The organism is Dactylosporangium sp. NPDC048998 (genome assembly GCF_043197855.1).
Lineage (GTDB): Bacteria > Actinomycetota > Actinomycetes > Mycobacteriales > Micromonosporaceae > Dactylosporangium.
This window is the reverse complement of the sequence record NZ_JBICTV010000004.1, coordinates 176,380-192,264: the sequence shown is the minus strand read 5'-3', so window position 1 is coordinate 192,264 and position 15,885 is coordinate 176,380. Positions and strand designations below refer to the sequence as shown.

At 69.8% G+C, this 15,885-nt stretch carries 12 protein-coding genes and 1 pseudogene; 9 read left to right on the top strand and 4 right to left on the bottom strand.

Features of this window, described 5'->3' with window-relative positions; genetic code table 11:
- Window positions 1–132: 132 nt before the first annotated feature.
- The 4 genes and pseudogenes from ACGFI8_RS11635 (at window position 133) to ACGFI8_RS11620 (ending at window position 7,305) form a co-directional block, all read left to right on the top strand.
- Window positions 133–2,721, top strand: a complete 2,589-nt coding sequence (locus tag ACGFI8_RS11635; protein WP_392803342.1) for a transglycosylase domain-containing protein — start codon at window positions 133–135, stop codon at window positions 2,719–2,721.
- Between the two features lie 82 nt (window positions 2,722–2,803).
- Window positions 2,804–3,949, top strand: a pseudogene (locus tag ACGFI8_RS11630) (glycosyltransferase 87 family protein); the annotation flags it as partial.
- 70 nt (window positions 3,950–4,019) lie between these two features.
- Window positions 4,020–5,504, top strand: a complete 1,485-nt coding sequence (locus tag ACGFI8_RS11625) for a glycosyltransferase family 87 protein (protein WP_392804047.1) — start codon at window positions 4,020–4,022, stop codon at window positions 5,502–5,504.
- 394 nt (window positions 5,505–5,898) lie between these two features.
- Window positions 5,899–7,305 carry an IS4 family transposase gene (locus ACGFI8_RS11620; protein ID WP_392803340.1) on the top strand — a complete coding sequence of 469 codons (1,407 nt, stop codon included), beginning with the start codon at window positions 5,899–5,901 and terminating at the stop codon, window positions 7,303–7,305.
- A 517-nt stretch (window positions 7,306–7,822) separates the two neighbouring features.
- Here ACGFI8_RS11620 and ACGFI8_RS11615 read toward each other — a convergent pair.
- Window positions 7,823–10,159 (bottom strand): hypothetical protein, encoded by a 2,337-nt coding sequence (locus tag ACGFI8_RS11615; RefSeq protein ID WP_392803338.1) that lies wholly within the window; start codon window positions 10,157–10,159, stop codon window positions 7,823–7,825.
- Window positions 10,156–10,929: a deoxyribonuclease IV gene (locus ACGFI8_RS11610; RefSeq protein WP_392803336.1), complete on the bottom strand. Its 774-nt coding sequence runs from the start codon at window positions 10,927–10,929 to the stop codon at window positions 10,156–10,158. Before ACGFI8_RS11610 ends, ACGFI8_RS11615 begins: the two co-directional genes overlap by 4 nt.
- Window positions 10,930–11,385: 456 nt before the next feature.
- Between ACGFI8_RS11610 and ACGFI8_RS11605 the strand changes: the two genes are divergently transcribed.
- The 5 genes from ACGFI8_RS11605 to rplI all read left to right on the top strand — a co-directional run bounded on the left by ACGFI8_RS11605 (window position 11,386) and on the right by rplI (window position 13,440).
- Window positions 11,386–11,559 (top strand): hypothetical protein, encoded by a 174-nt coding sequence (locus ACGFI8_RS11605; protein ID WP_392803334.1) that lies wholly within the window; start codon window positions 11,386–11,388, stop codon window positions 11,557–11,559.
- A 230-nt stretch (window positions 11,560–11,789) separates the two neighbouring features.
- Window positions 11,790–12,080 carry a 30S ribosomal protein S6 gene (gene rpsF, locus ACGFI8_RS11600; protein WP_033359943.1) on the top strand — a complete coding sequence of 97 codons (291 nt, stop codon included), beginning with the start codon at window positions 11,790–11,792 and terminating at the stop codon, window positions 12,078–12,080.
- A 119-nt stretch (window positions 12,081–12,199) separates the two neighbouring features.
- A complete protein-coding gene (locus tag ACGFI8_RS11595) occupies window positions 12,200–12,718 on the top strand; it encodes a single-stranded DNA-binding protein (protein ID WP_392803331.1) in 519 nt (172 codons plus the stop codon).
- Between the two features lie 20 nt (window positions 12,719–12,738).
- Complete coding sequence (gene rpsR, locus ACGFI8_RS11590; RefSeq protein ID WP_033359945.1) at window positions 12,739–12,978, top strand: 30S ribosomal protein S18; 240 nt, start codon at window positions 12,739–12,741, stop codon at window positions 12,976–12,978.
- Between the two features lie 12 nt (window positions 12,979–12,990).
- Window positions 12,991–13,440: a 50S ribosomal protein L9 gene (gene rplI / locus ACGFI8_RS11585; protein WP_392803329.1), complete on the top strand. Its 450-nt coding sequence runs from the start codon at window positions 12,991–12,993 to the stop codon at window positions 13,438–13,440.
- Window positions 13,441–13,546: 106 nt separating this feature from the next.
- Here rplI and ACGFI8_RS11580 read toward each other — a convergent pair whose 3' ends face one another.
- Window positions 13,547–15,076, bottom strand: coding sequence for a von Willebrand factor type A domain-containing protein (locus tag ACGFI8_RS11580; protein ID WP_392803327.1), 1,530 nt, complete (start codon window positions 15,074–15,076; stop codon window positions 13,547–13,549).
- Window positions 15,077–15,188: 112 nt separating this feature from the next.
- A complete protein-coding gene (locus ACGFI8_RS11575) occupies window positions 15,189–15,836 on the bottom strand; it encodes a hypothetical protein (protein ID WP_392803325.1) in 648 nt (215 codons plus the stop codon).
- Window positions 15,837–15,885: the final 49 nt, after the last annotated feature.

Sequence of the window (15,885 nt, the reverse complement as noted above, 5' to 3'; positions counted from 1 at the left end):
GGGCGCGCAAGTGTGGGACGGGCGAACCCCAGCGGCGCCAGCGGCTCCGCGAGCGTCGGTTCAGCGAGCGTGGGTTCGGCACGCGTGGGCCCGCCAGGCGCCGGCGGCTCCGCGAGCGTCGGCTCTGCGAGCGTGGGTTCGGCACGCGTGCCCCCGAGCGAGCCGACGACCGGTCGCGCCTCCGTGACCGGCTCCGCGTCGGTGTCGGGCGCGGCGGGCCGTGCCACCGTCGGCCGCGCCGTTGTCGGCTCCGCGTCGGTCGGCGCGCCGGGCGCCGACATCCTCGACGGGCCCGGCGGCCCGGGCGACTTCCCGCCGGGGCGCTCCGGCGGCAGGGGCGGCTCCGACGGCCCGAGCGGCCGCAGTTCGACCGCCAAGGCCAAGAAGCGCCGTCGCCGCAACATCCTTATCGCCTCGATCGCCGCCTTCATCATGATCGCGGGCATCGGCATGGTCAGTGGTACGTACTACTTCGACCAGGTCGCACTACCCGACGACATCACGTTGAAGCAGTCGACGACCATCTACTACTCCGACGGCGTCACCCCGATGGGGCGCATCGGCGAGAACCGCACCGTCCTGCCGCTGAAAAAGATTCCGCAGGACGTGCAGCACGCGGTCGTCGCGGCCGAGGACAACAGCTTCTACACGAACGACGGCGTCGACTACAAGGGCGTCGTCCGCGCGGCCTGGAACAACGTGACCGGCGGCGACCGGCAGGGCGCCTCGACGATCAGCCAGCAATACGCGCGGCACTGGGCCGACCTCGAGGGCGTCACCTACGGGCGCAAGGTGCGCGAGGCCGTTATCGCACTGAAGCTCAACCAGCAGTACAGCAAGGACGAGATCATGGCGATGTACCTCAACGTCGTCTACTTCGGCCGCGGCGCCTACGGCCTCGAGGCGGCCGCCCAGGCGTATTTCGCCAAGCCCGCCGAGAAGCTGACGATGGCCGAGGGCATGGTCCTGGCCGGCCTGATCAAGAACCCCGAGGGTAGCAACGCCAAGGGCAGCCCGTTCGACCCGAACATCAACAAGGCGCAGGCGCAGGACCGGTTCGACTACATCAAGCGGCAGATGCTTGCGCTCAAATTCTGCTCCGAGGCCGACGCGCCGACCCTCATGAAGTACCCGGACAAGGTGATCACACCGGCCGAGTGGCGCGCCAACTCCGGGCAGTCGTCGAACCTCGACAAGCCCGAGGGCCTGATCATCCACCACGTCCTCGGCGAGGTCGCGGCGCTGACCGACCCCAAGACCGGCGCGCTGATCTACGAGGACACCGACGCCGACGGCAAGAAGAACTTCGACAGGATCCGCAACGGCGGCCTCAAGATCGTGACCACGATCGACAAGGACATCCAGCCGATCGCGGTGCGCGAGGCGAGCCGCAACAAGGAATCGAACATGAACGGCCAGCCGCCCAACCTGCAGGCCGCACTCGTCGCGGTCGAGCCGGGAACCGGCGCAGTGAAGGCGTATTACGGCGGCGACAAGGGCAGCGGCAACGACTACGCCGGCTACTACAACGATCCCGTCCTGGGCGACGGCAAGGACAGTTGCTGCGGCGGCCACCCGCCGGGCTCGACGTTCAAGGTCTACACGCTCGCCACCGGCCTGATGGCCGGATACCGGATCGACTCCGGGTGGAACGGCGAGTCACCGGCGGACTTCCCGGACAGCGGCCGCACGATCAAGGGCGGAAACCCGGTCAAGAACGCCGGCGACGGCTCCCCGTCGTCGCCGAAGTGTGAATCGGGCAGCGGTAAGTGGTGCACCCTCGCAGAGGTCACCGAGATGTCACTCAACGTGCCGTTCTTCGCGCTCACCGAGAAGGTCACCGCGGCCAGGGTGATCGACACGGCCCGCGCCGCCGGCATCACCGACATGTGGGCGACCGTCGGCGGGAAGTCGCAGAAGATCGACCTGGTGGCCAATGACGGCGCCAAGGTGTCGCCGAAGTTCTTCCAGACGGAGGTCGGCTTCGGTCAGTACCCGGTGACCGTCCTGGAGCACGCCGGCGGCATCGCCACCTTCGCGGCCCGCGGCGTCGCGGCCAAGACGCACTTCCTCAAGGAGGTGTGGTCCGACGGCAAGAAGACCTACGGCGAGGTCATCAACCCGAAGCGCATCCCGGGCTTCACCGACCAGATGGCCGACGACCTCAGCACCGTCCTGCAGCGAGTGCCGAAGCACTACAAGCTCTATGCGCACGATCAGCGCCAGCTCGCCGGCAAGACCGGCACCTGGCAGTTCGGCGGCAACAACGGCGCGGGTGGCAACGCGCACGCCTGGATGGTCGGCTACAGCGCCTACGACCCGGCCAAGAGGTCGCCCGGTCTCGCGGTCGCGGTTTGGGTCGGCAACAAGGGCGACGAGCAGCCGATCAAAAACAAGTCCGGTAACGCCATCATCGGTGGCACGCTGCCCGGCCCGATCTGGAGAGACTTCCTCGACGCGGCGCTGACGCAGCTCAAGGAGCCAAAGGTCAACTTCAGGCCGCCGGCGAACACCGGCCGGATCGACGTCGGCAGCGGCGTCTCGCCGCAGCCGACCATCGACCCGTCGATCGACCCGAACAACCCGGGCGGCTTCCCCGGTGATGGCAACCAGGGCAACCCTGGCAACCCTGGCAATCCGGGTAACCCGGGCGGCAGTCAGGGCCCGGGAGGCAACGGTGGCGGCATCGTCCCGACCATCGATCCGACCCGAAGACGCTGACGGGTAGCGGGGCAGCGGTGTGCGGCCACGGCACCGGCGGTATGTTCGCCGGGACCGTGGCCGCAGTCTTTGGGGGTGTGCGTTGGACACGGGCAGGCGCAGGGCTGTCCGGTGGGTGCTGCTCGGGCTCTTCGTGGCGCTGGTCGTCTACGGCCACATCTGGTACCGCAACCGGCACGACTGGTTCGACCTTGGCATCTACCGACAGGCCGTGAACTTCTGGCTCGACGGCCACGACATCTACGACTACGTGAAGCCCGACGACACCCAGGGCTCGCTCGGCTTCACCTACCCGCCCTTCGGCGCGCTGGTCCTGGTGCCGTTCGCGGTGCTGTCCTGGATGCCGGCCGTGGTGCTCTACAGCGCGGTCACGGTCGTGGCCGTGCTCGTCACGACGTACTGGCTGGTCGCCCCGGTCGCCCGCGGCAAGGGCTGGGAGTTGCCGTTCGCTTTGGTTCTGGCCCTGACGGTGATCAGCGCGCTGGAGCCGATTCGGGAAAATTTCACGTTCGGCCAGATCAACATGGTGCTCGTTCTGCTGGTCCTCGCCGACCTGCTCGTGCTCATGCCGAGGGGCAGCCGGTGGGCCGGTGTGCTCATCGGCCTCGCCACCGCCATCAAGCTCACCCCGGGCATCTTCATCGTGTATCTGCTGATCAGCCGCCGGTACCGGGCCGGGCTGACCGCCATGGCGAGCGCCGCCGCGGCGAGCCTGGTGGCGCTGGCCGTCATGCCGCGCGGCTCGGTGCACTTCTGGACCGACGCGCTGTGGCAGGGCGAGGGGATCGGCAACGCCGCGTACACGTTCAACCAGTCCTTCTACGGCATGCTCGCCCGCCTGGCCGCCCCGCACGACCCGAACCGGCTGCTCTGGGCCGCGTTGGTGCTGCTCACGCTCGGGTTCGGGCTGTGGCGGGCGCGCCGGGCGGCGCTCGCCGGCGACGAGGTCGTCGGCCTGACCATCACCGGCATCGTGGGCTGCCTGATCAGCCCGATCACCTGGGTCCATCACATCTACTGGTTCGTGCCCGCGCTGATCGTTCTCGCTGCGGCCCGCCGCCGTGCCTGGTTCGCGGTCGTCATCGCGGTCACCGTCGGGCTTGGCCTGGTCTCCTGGTTCGAGCAGGGGCTGCCGCTGGACCCCTGGAGCCACGGGGTGCAAGGGTTCCTGATCAAGAACTGGTACCTCCTGCTGATGGTGGCCCTCCTGTTCGCCCTGCCGATCCGCGCGGATTCCCGCTTCGAGCCGGGGCTTTCACCCACATCCGAGCCGGCGACGGTACGGTGACACGATGCCGATGAGTTTGGGCCAGCCGAGTGTGCGCCCAGAGCATCTAGTCGACGAGCCCGCCAACTCCGACCACTTCATCGCCGGCCTCTCCGAGTCGATCGGCGGCCCGCTCGGCACCCATGCCGTGCGGTCCCGCGTCCGGCTGCCCGGCGGTGGCCGGTTCTGGACCCCGGCCCGCGTCGTACTGCTGCTCATCTGCGCCATGCTGAGCTTCCACTGGGTGCAGAAGTCCCCCTGTCGCGACGCTGCCTGGGTGGACATGAACCAGTACAAGTACTTCTGCTATACCGACGTTCTCGCGCTGTACTACGCCGAGGGCCTCAACGAGGGCCAGGTGCCCTACGCCGACCACCAGGTCGAGTACCCGGTGCTGACCGGCGCCTTCATGGGCGTCCTCGGCCTGCCGGTGCACGACCTGCACCAGCGGGGCATCGTCCAGAACGACGGGCAGACCTTCTACGACGTCAACGCCATCGTCCTCGGCGCCTTCGGCGTCGTGGCCGTCGCCGCGACGCTCGCGGTGCGCCGCCGCCGGCCCTGGGACGCGGCCCTGCTCGCGGTCGCCCCGGCCTTGTTCGTGTCGGCGACCGTCAACTGGGACCTGTTCACGGTCGGGCTCACCGCCGTGGCCATGGCCTACTGGGCGAAGCGAAAACCCGTGCTCGCCGGCGTGTTCCTAGGCCTGGCGACAGCGGCGAAGTTCTATCCGATGCTGATCATCGGTGCGTTGCTCGTCCTGAGCATCCGCACCGGCAAGTGGCGAGACTTCTTCGTCGCCGTGGGCACTGGCGTCGCCACCTGGGTGGTGGTGAACGCGCCCGTCGCGTACTTCTTCTGGGACTCGTGGGTCAAGTTCTGGCAGTTCAACCAGCTGCGCGGGATCGACTGGGGCACCCTGTGGTACATCGGGGCGCACTTCCCACGCGGGTCCGGGCAGTACGGCCTGCCCTTCTTCCAGAACCTCGACCTCGACCCGGAGCACTCGACGCTGAACACCCTGTACCTGGGGCTGTTCCTCATCTGCTGCGCGGGCATCCTCATCCTCGGGCTCACCGCCCGGAAGGAGCCCCGCCTGGCGCAGCTGGCGTTCCTGATCGTGGCGGCATTCCTGATCACGGGCAAGGTGTGGTCGCAGCAGTACGTCCTGTGGCTGATCCCGCTGGCCGTGCTCGCCCGACCACGCTGGGGCGCGTTCCTGGCCTGGCAGGTCGCGGAGGTCATCTACTTCGTGTCCTTCTACGGCGAGCTCATGGGCGCCTCCGGACGGCAGGTCTTCCCGGAGGGCGTCTTCGTGCTCGCCTCCCTCCTGCGCCTGGTCACCCTCGCCGTCCTGGTCGGGTACGTCATCCGCGACATCCGGCAGCCCGAGGAGGACGTGGTCCGGCAGACGTACGAGGGCCAAGACCCCGACGGCGGCGTCTACAACGAGGATCCGATCCACGACGACCTGCTCGAGCCGCCACCGGCCCCGGCGCTGGCCCGGGCGGGTTAAGTCCGTTTCACGTGAATCAACGGCCCGGCTCGAAGCGTGCTTCGAGCCGGGCCGTCGTAGTTTGTCGCTTTCATGCTCACCGGGTGAATTGGCCGTCGGCGCCCCGAGAAGCCAAGCCCGATCGGCGCCGGCCGCGCCCGCGACCTGCGCCGGCCGGCCAGCACGTTCTCCATGATCCCGGAGTGGAAATGTACAAGGAGCAGCACGTTCACTCCGTGATCAAGAAGAACCCCGCACACCGCTGCCGCCGAGCGCATGATCACGGAGACTTGCTTACGGCAACGCCGTTGCGTTTGGCGGTTGGCGGCTGTGTCAAGGGCCCGTGTTTGGTGCGAACGGGACTTCTGGTAGATCAACTTGTGTCGAGCAACTTGATCGTCTTCCAGGAGTCCCGTTGCAGCAGCAGTCTGTCATCACCAGGCCGATCACGGTGGCCGGGGGTGTGTACGCGCCAGGCCATCTGGGCGAACTGACCCAGATCATCGACTTCGACCTGGTCGACGCGGTGCTGGAAGAGACCGGGACCCGGCAGCGGCGGCTGCGGCTGCTGCCATCGCGGGTGGTGGTGTACTTCGTCCTGGCCCTGGCAATGTTCGAGCACTCCTCGTACCAGGCGATCTGGGGCAAGCTGACCGCGGCCCTGACGGGCCTGTCCCTGGCCCGGCCGAACGTGTCCTCCCTCGCGCGGGCCCGGCGGCGCATCGGCGCCGCGCCGCTGCGCCGGCTGTTCGAGACCCTGGCCGGTGTCGTGGGCCTGCCACGCCAGCCCGGCGTGTGCTACCGGGGACTGCGCACCGTGGCCATCGACGGCACCAGCCTGCACGTCCCCGACGAACAGCAGATCACCTGGCGCTACCCCAAACGCACCGGAGAACAGCGGGAGTTCGGCTACCCGCTGCTACGGCTGCTCGTACTCATCGAGTGCGGCACCCGGGCCCTGCTCGCCGCCGCGTTCGGCCCCGAGACCGACGGCGAACTCGTCTACGCCGGCCGGCTGCTGCACGCCCTGGACCGCACCATGCTGCTACTGGCCGACACCGGCTTCGACGCCGCCACCTTCCTGCACGACGTGCACACCACCGGCGCGCAGTTCCTCATCCGCGGCGGCGCCCAACGCCGCCCCACCATCCAGCACCGCCTACCCGACGGCTCCTACCTGGCCCGAATCGGCTACCGCGTCCTGCCCAACCTGCTCCCGGTCCGCATCATCGAAGCCCGCATCACCCTCACCCTGGCCGACGGCACCGTCCGCCGCGAGCAGTGGCGGCTGATCACCAGCCTGCTCGACCACACCCGCCACCCCGCCCACGAACTCATCGCCCTCTACCACGAACGCTGGCAGGCCGAAACCACCTACTACTCGATCAAGGCCACCATGCTCGACGGCCGGGTCCTACGCTCCCGCAGCATCCCCGGCATCGAGCAGGAAGTCTGGGCCCTGCTCACCACCTACCAGGCCCTCATCCGCGCCGCCGGCGACGCCGCCGCCACCCGACCCGGCCTGGACATGGACCGGATCAGCTGCACCGTCCTCGTCCAGACCGCCGCCGACACCATCACCACCGCCACCGCAGTCCTGCCCACCAGCCCGACCGACCCGCTCGGCGCCATCGGCCGCGCCATCCTCACCAACCTCCTGCCCGCCCGGCGCCGCCAACGCCACAAAGCCCGCACCCGCAAAAACCCCACCAGCAAGTACGGCCCGAACGCCGGGCAACACCCCAAAACCGCCCAGACCTACACCATCAACGCCACCATCACGATCTTCGAACAGGGACTTGCCAAACGCCGACACCGCTAAACGCAACGGCGTTGTTGCTTACGGACTGCCACTGCCAGCCGATTGACGGTCGCTCTTAGCGCTCAGCTCGCTCCTCGAAGACACCCCGCGAACGCCCGCCCCGCGAGCTCGCGCCTCGGCCCGCCCCCTCGCCGCCCGTCGCCGCCTCGGTCCCCGCGCGTCCGCGCCCTGCGCTCCGCGCGTCCTGCGCGCCCTGAGTCCTGCGCGCCCCGCGCCCTGCGGCCTGGGCTGCGCCCTGCACGCCCCCGCCCGCGCCCTGCGCCCTGTACACGCCCGCCCCGCGCCCTGCGGTCCGTGGGCCACGTGCTCCGGGGCCCATGGCCTGCGGTTCCCGGGCCCTGCGCCCTCCGCGGGCCCTGCGCCCTGCGGGTTCCGCGGGCCCGGGGGACTGCGCTCCGCGTCCGCGCGCCCGTGGGGTGGCTGCGTCGGGCGGCTGTGTTGACGCAGCCTGCGTCCCTCGGCCGCTGGCTCTCACCGGAGCAGCGGCCGGTTCGAGCCTTGCCGGTCTCCTCCGGTTTCAGCCGTCGATCTTGTACAGGATGACGTTGCCCTCTTCGGTGCGGCTGATGCCGAGGCCGTCGATCGGGGCGTCGATCGCTCGCGCGTATGGGGTGCCGGCGGCCTCGTTGCGCAGGACCACCACCGTGCGGATGTGCAGGCTGCGCAGCTGGGCCACCGTGGACTCGTCCGGGAACTGCTGCATGTTGAGCCGCAGGATCTCCTGGTCGGAGGGGGTGAAGCCGCTGCCGCCGTTGGCCATCTTCGGCAGGCCGTCGGTGCTCCAGAGCATGACGTTCATATCGAAGAGCTCGCTCGTCGGCAGCACCATCAGCGGCGCCTGCAGGGTGCTCATCGCGACCGGCGCGGGCGGTACCTCCGGGTTGGCCTCCCACTTGTGCATGCCCTCGCCCAGCACCAGTACGAGCGGAATCAGGGTCATCACGCGCCAGGCGCCGGCCCGGTTGCCGACGTCGGACTGCGTGCGGTCGGCGAACAGCTCGACGGCCCGCTCAGAGAGCGTGCCCACCGCGCCCGCCGCGAGCAGGGCCAGGAACAGCGTCACCCAGACCATCAGCCGGCCCGACGTGCGGATGCCCTCGAAGCCGGGGAGGATGCGGTAGAGCGTCATATACCCGATGTCGCCGTCCATCGGCCCGTTGGTGCCCATCGCGAGGATCGTCGTGCCGACCACGCCGACGCCGAGCAGGATGCGGTGCTGCAGCCGCCACACGGACACGAACAGTCCGACGAACGCCAGCCCGTACAGGAAGAACCCGGGCAGCAGCGCCATCTCCGGCGCCCACCCGAGCGTGGACCGGGCATTCGCATAGACGTCGCCCCACCACATCGACTCCGGCGGCGAGATGAAGAAGCCCTTCAGCGGCGGCGAGAACAGCCCGATGATCTCCGCGCTGCGCTTGGCCTCCGGGTGCTGCTTGAGGACCTGCAGATACGGGTAGGCCATCATGGCGCTCACCCCGGTGAACGCCAGCCCGCCGCCGAGGTTGGCGAAGAACAGCTTCCAGCCGAACGGTCGGCGCACGTTCCGCCACCGCAGGTGCTTGTAGCCCCACGTGATCGCGGTGGCCAGCACGATGGTCAGCAGCGCGTAGGCGAACGGGATGCCGATGCCGAATCCGAGACTGATCTGCCACGCCGCGACCAGCCAGCCGCCGAGCACCCAGCCCCACCGCCGCTTGTCCGGCTCGTAGCCGCGGCGCAGCGAGAACCCGTGCCCGCGCGCCAGCATCGCCAGCGCCAGCGCGATGCCGCCGATCGACAGCACGTGCAGGTGGCCGGCCTGACCGAGCCGCCACGGCGCATACGCGAACGCGGCCCCGGCCACGGCCGCACCCGTGCGCCCCACCCCGAGCTGCCGCGCCAGCGCGTAAGCCCCGAAGAAGGCGAAGGCGAAGATGAAGACAAAGATGATGTTGTACCGCACGACCGCCGCCTCGGGCCCCGAGCCGATCATGCCGGCCGGCGCGTATCCGAGCAGCGTGTCCGAGAAGGCGTAGCTGTACTGATCCGGGTAGAACGCGTTCGCGTGCCACAGCTGCAGCGGATCGGTGGTCAGGATGTGCCCGGCCCAGGACATCTGCCAGGCCTGCAGCGTCGGGTCCCAGATGTCCTGCGGGATCGTGGTCGCCGGGTGGAACAGCGCCGGCCAGGTCATGACCGCGGCGAGCGCGATCGACACGAGCGCCGCGATCGTCCACTCGTGCGAGAAGAACCTCGTCAGCCCCGACCCGGTCCGCCTCGCGATCCGCCCGAACCGCCCGGGCACGAACTCCGGCTCCGGCGCGAATGCGGAGAACGGATCGGCCGGCTCGGCGGGCTCGGCGTCGTCCGGCTTCCCCTCTTCGCCCTCGCCGCCCGCGTCAGTTTTCGCGCGGTCGGTCTCACCGTCCCCGTCCTTGTCCCCGGTGCCGTCGCGGCTGGCCCCATCCGCGCTCGCCCTATCGCCGCCGGCCGGGTCGCCGCCGTTGGCCCCGACATCGCTGTTGCCCCGGGCGCGGCTGCGTTTGGCGTTGCCGCCGCGGGCCTTCTTGCCGTTGCTGGCCTCGGCGCTACTGCCGGCGCCGGTCGCGCGGTTGTCCCCGGCGGGGCTGCCATCGTCCTCGGCGTCCGCGGCCACCTGACTGTCCCCGAGCTTTGCCCGGGTCTCGCCCGCCGCGTGGGCGTCTGCGGTCCCGTGGTTGTCGGTCTCCGCCGCGGCACGCCGGCCGTCGACGGCGTCAGGGTCTTCCCGTGTGGCCGAGGGGGTTTGGGGGGCTGCCTGCGGTACCGAATCCGGGGTGTCTTCTGGTGTGGGCTCCTCGGACACCGTCGGCTCCGACGAAACGTTGCTCACGCCAGCCGCTCCCGCAGGTAGGTGATGTCGGCGCCCTGGCCCTCGGCGCCGCCCGGTGTCTCGACGAGCGCCGGCGCCCCGGCCGCGCGGATGACCGCCACGATCAGGTCGGGGTCGATCTCGCCGGAGGTCATGTTGTCGTGCCGGTCGCGGCCGGAGTCGAAGCCGTCGCGCGAGTTGTTGGCGTGGATGAGGTCGATGCGGCCGGTGATCGCCTTGAGCCGGTCGACGATGCCGAGCAGGTCTTCGCCGCCGGCGTGTGCGTGGCAGGTGTCGAGGCAGAAGCCGACCTCGTAGTCGCCGATCGCGTCCCACAGCCGGGCGAGGTTGTCGAAGCGGCGGGCGCAGGCGTTGTCGCCTCCGGCCGTGTTCTCGATGAGCACCGGGGTGGCGAATCCGCCCTGCTCCGCCGCATAAGCGAACGTCTTGCGCCAGTTGTCGAAGCCGGCGTCGAGGCCGTCGGCCTTCTCGACGTGGCCGCCGTGGACGATCAGGCCCTTGGCGCCGACCTCGGCCGCGCCCGCCGCATGGCTGAACAGCAGCTTGCGACTGGGGATGCGGATGCGGTTGTTCGACGATGCGACGTTGATCCGATATGGCGCGTGGATATAGACGTCGATCTCGGACGCACGGATCGCCTCGGCGTCGGCGCGGGCCTTGGGGTCGGTCCAGCCCTGCGGGTCGGTCAGGAAGAACTGAATGAGGTCGGCGCCGCGGGCGGCGGCCTCAGCCAGCGGCTCAGCGGGGTCGACGTGAGCACCGATTCGCATGCCGCAGAGCCTACGACGTGGGTGTGACAGTTCGCGCGACCCATCTCTCGGCGGCGACCGAAGGGTCCGGAATGCGGTGCTTCCGTCACCGTCCCGTCGGGCGCCTCGTTACGCACGTAGCCGCCCGTGATCGCGCAGTCGATCGCCCGGGCGCTCGCACAGCCCCATGAAACTTCCCCCAAATCGTTCCCCCAACCCTGGATGGCTACTGGATGGCTACCTTGTCTGGACACCGATCGGCCGTCCGCCTGGCGGCTGCCGCCGGGGCGCTCGCCGCCGCGGCCCTGACCGTGGGCGCCAGCCCGGTGAGCGCCGCCCCGGCCGTGCCGACGGTCGAGTTCTCCGGCGGCAGCGTGGCGCGACCGGCACACCGGCGAGTTCGGTACCGAGCCCATCGACCCGACGCTGCTGGACCCGAGCAGCCTGGCGGCGCCGGCGGTGGGCGCCGGCCCGAGTATGTCCGTCGACGACCGGGTCACGGTCGAGGAGCCGGTGGCGGCCAGCGGCCCCGCGCGCAACGGCCCGGCCGGCCTGCTCGCGCTCGTCGCGACGGTCTGCGTGGTCGGCGTTGGAATCGCCGCAATTCGGGCTATTATTGCTCAGCGGGCATCACGCGCGAGCTTCGCTTAAGGTACAATTTCCCTAGGCTCCGCGGGGCGCCGTCATCCAACGCACCGGTGTGGTCGTTCCTCCCCAGGTCCCACCCAACGAAGCGGATGACGCGCCCCGCGGTCTTTTTCTGTCTTGACACGTCAGCGTGTACTCTTGTTCGGTCCATCAGCCTCTGTGCAGGTGGACGACGCATGACCTCCTGCCGCGGATGGACCGCGGCCGCTTAGCCCGTAGGAGGTGAGAACGTCTTGCGTCATTACGAGATCATGGTGATCCTCGACGGAAGTCTCGAGGAGCGCACCGTCGCCCCTTCGCTCGACACGTATCTCAACGTGATCCGGACGTCGGGTGGCTCGGTGGAGAAGCTCGACGTGTGGGGCCGCCGGCGCCTCTCGTATGAGATCAACAAGAAGACCGAGGGTATCTACGCCGTCATCGACCTCCAGGCGTCGCCGGAGTCCGTGGCAGAGCTGGACCGTCAGCTGCGACTCAACGAGTCCGTGCTGCGCACCAAGGTCATCCGGCCCGAGGTCCGCTAAGCGGATTCCGGGCGAGATCGATCTGCTTCGCCCGGCCACGCGTCACGGGGCGTGACAGAAAAACTGTCGTACCCCTGTGACATGGTGGCCATACACCAGCGCGCGAGGAGTTGACTCACATGGCAGCGGGAGATACCACGATCACGGTCATCGGCAATCTGACCGACGACCCTGAACTGCGTTTCACTCCGTCTGGAGCGGCGGTCGCCAAGTTCCGGGTGGCATCCACGCCCAGGTTCATGGACCGTCAGACCAACGAGTGGAAGGACGGCGAGCCGCTGTTCCTGGCCTGCACGGTGTGGCGGCAAGCGGCGGAGAACGTCGCCGAATCGCTGACCCGCGGGGCCCGGGTGATCGTCTCCGGTCGGCTCAAGCAGCGGACCTACGAGACGCGCGAGGGTGAGAAGCGCACCGTCATCGAGCTGGAGGTCGACGAGATCGGCCCTTCGCTGCGTTACGCGACTGCCAAGGTGCAGAAGATGTCGCGCAGCTCCGGCGGTGGCGGCGGCTTCGGTTCCGGCGGTAGCGGCGGTGGCGGTGGCGGCGGGTATGGCAACGATGACCCGTGGGCCAGCGCGACCCCGGCCGGCGGTGGCGGCAGGTCGAACTCATCCTTCGACGACGAGCCCCCGTTCTAATGGCATCAGGAGCAAGAGCAATGGCGAAGGCTGCGGCCCTGCGCAAACCGAAGAAGAAGGTGAACCCTCTCGACAAGGAGGGCATCGCCTACATCGACTACAAGGACACCGCGCTGCTGCGGAAGTTCATCTCCGACCGCGGCAAGATCCGCGCTCGGCGGGTGACCGGCGTGACCGCCCAGCAGCAGCGGCAGATCGCGCGCGCCGTCAAGAACGCGCGCGAGATGGCGCTGCTGCCCTACACCGCGACCGCGCGTTAAGGGGCGGCCGACATGAAGATCATCCTCACCCAGGAGGTCACCGGCCTCGGGACCCCCGGCGACATCGTCGAGGTCAAGGACGGCTACGGGCGCAACTACCTGCTGCCGCAGGGGTTCGCGATCCCGTGGTCCAGGGGCGCGGAGAAGCAGATCGTGACCATCAAGCGGGCCCGTTCGGCCCGTGAGATCCGCGATCTCGGCCACGCCAACGAGGTCAAGACCCAGCTCGAGGGCCTCACCGTCAAGCTGTCCGTCCGGGCCGGCAAGGAAGGCCGCCTCTACGGCTCGGTCACTCCGGCCGAGGTCGTCGAGGCCGTGCAGAAGGCCGGCGGCCCGCAGCTGGACCGGCGCCGCCTCGAGCTGCCCGGCCACGTCAAGTCGGTCGGCGACTACAAGGTGCAGATCAAGCTGCACCCGGACGTCGCTGCGGTCTTCACGCTGAAGGTCACCGCCGCGAAGTAGCTCGGGAAAGGGGCCCTGGTTCGCCGGGGCCCCTTTCGGAAGGCCGGCGCCGACGCCCGCACCGCATGAGCCCGCGCTCCGGCCGGGACGGCGTCGGTGACAAACGTCAGTCGTACAGGGAGACGGCGGCGGAGATCACCTCGGACAGCTCGCGGATCTGGGTGCCCTCGCCGGCGTCCCTGGCGAGCGTGCGCAGGTCGGTGAGGCGGACGTCGCCCGCGTACCGGCTGCCGCGGAGCACCTCGGCCAGGTATGCCGCGACGTAGCAGACCCGGACCGGGGCCGGGGCCTCGTCGAAGGTCTGGTCCAGGGCACTCACCGTCACCGGCTGGGCGAGCTCGCTCGCCTCCCGGGTCTTCGGGTCCAGCCACCGCACGCGCACCTCCGCGAGGTGCCCCTGGGCGCCCGGGCGCAGGTGCAGGGCGTACAGCGCCGTCACCGCGTGGCCGGGGCCCACCTCGCCGCCGTCGACGCGGTCGTTGCGGAACGCCGAGGCCGAGAGCACCCGGTCGTCGTAGCCGATCAGGCGGTACGACAGGACGGTCTTGGAATCGAACTCGACCTGCGCCTTCGCGTCGAGCGCGCGCAGCGCCACCGTGGCCGGGAGCTGCTGGACGAAGATGCGGTCGGCCTCGGTCTGTTCGCTGACGTACACGACGTAGCCGTCGCCCTTGTCGGCGAGCTGTTCCATGAAGCGGTCGCCGTAGTCGCTGCCGACGCCGACGCCGAGCAACGTGATCTGCTTCGCGGCGGCCTCCTGGATCTCGCGCACGAGCGGGGCGGCGTCGGTGGTGCCGACGTTGGGCAGGCCGTCGGAGAGCAGGATGACCCGGTTTGTTGCGGAAGGCCGGAACGCCTTGCGGGCCGTGTCGTACCCCAGCAGGAGGCCCGCCTCCAGGTTCGTGCTCCCGGCGACCCGCAGCCGCCCGATCGCGTCGTGCAGCGCGTCGCGGTCGCGCACCGGCGTCATCGGGCGCAGGAGTTCGGCCCGGTCGGAGTACGCCACCAGCGCCACCGAGTCCGTCGGGCGCAACTGGTCGACCAGCGTGTTGAGGCCGTGCTGCACGAGATCGAGCTTGCCCGGCTCGTCCATCGACCCCGACACGTCCACGACGAACGTCAGCGCCGCGTCCGGGCGCGAGGCGCCGGACTCCCCACGCGTCTGCAGCCCGACGCGCAGCAGCCGGGTGTCGTCATCGGCGCCGCGATGCGTCTGCGGCATGCGAGTGCCGTCGGCCGTGATCGCGAAGCCGTTGCCGTCCGGTTCGCGGTACCGCTGATCGAACGAGTTGACGAACTCCTCCGGGCGGATCGTGTTCGCCGCCGGCCGGCGCCCGGACAGCAGGGTGCGCCGCGCGAAGCCGTACGAGGCCGTGTCGACGTCCACCGCAAACGTCGACACGGGCCGCTCGGCCGCCGAGACCTCGCCGTCCGCCGGCCGGTCGGCGGCCTCGCCCGTCGGCGTCGCCGCGCCTCGGGCCAGCCCCTCCGGCGTGCCCGGGGTGCCGCCGTACCCGGTGGCCGGCACCGCCTTTTCCCCGCCGGAATCCGCGGCGCCGCAGGCTGTCAGGACGGCTGCGGCGAGCGCCAGGACAACGGCGACGCGCAGGTGCTGCAGAGAGTTCCGGCTGGCCATTGATGCCTCCCTCGAGGGTGTGTGGCCAGTCAGACGGCCGCACCCCGCGGTCGGCTCCGGGCGTGACCGGACGGTGACCCAACGGTGATCGAGGCGTTTGAAAAAGCCAAGATCAAAATTGCGTCTTCAGTACCGCGAACAGCACGGTCGCCACGCCCGCACCCAGCACCGCGCTGGCGAACCCGATCGCGAACGGCCGCCAGCCCGTCGTCACCCGGCCCAGGAACATCGCGATCGTGATGCTCAGCGCCATGGCCACGGCGAGCTGCGGGACCTCGTTCATCAGGCTGGTCAGCACCTCGGTCCGTGGCGCCGGGCACGGCAGGCCGAACGCGTTTGTGCACCCCGGCCGCGGATCCGCCGACAGCGTCAGCGACCACCCGGCGTACGCGGCGAGCGGCACCAGATACCACAGGGCCGTCGAGATGAAGGAACCGATGTACACCCGGTGCTGGTCCGGCTCGTTGTCGTCGTCGTCCTCGTCGTCGGGCGGCGGCGGGGGCGGCGACGACCGGCGGGCCGGCGGACCCGGATCGTATCGCCGCTGGTAGCCGGTCCCCCACTCCTCGTGGTCGAGGACCCGGCCCTGCCCCGGACGGCGGGGATCCGAACGCGCCGGGAACGGCTCGATGCCGAAGTCGTCCTCGTCGGGCGGGCGCTGCTGAGGGATCCACCGCTCCTGTCGCAGATCCCAGCGGCCGGTCTCCGGCGCCTGGCGATCCCGGCCCTCGCGTGACCTCTCCCACTCCGGGTACCCCACCGGCGGAGCGTCACCCGTTCGTGACTTTTCCGCCATCGGCCGTCCAGTT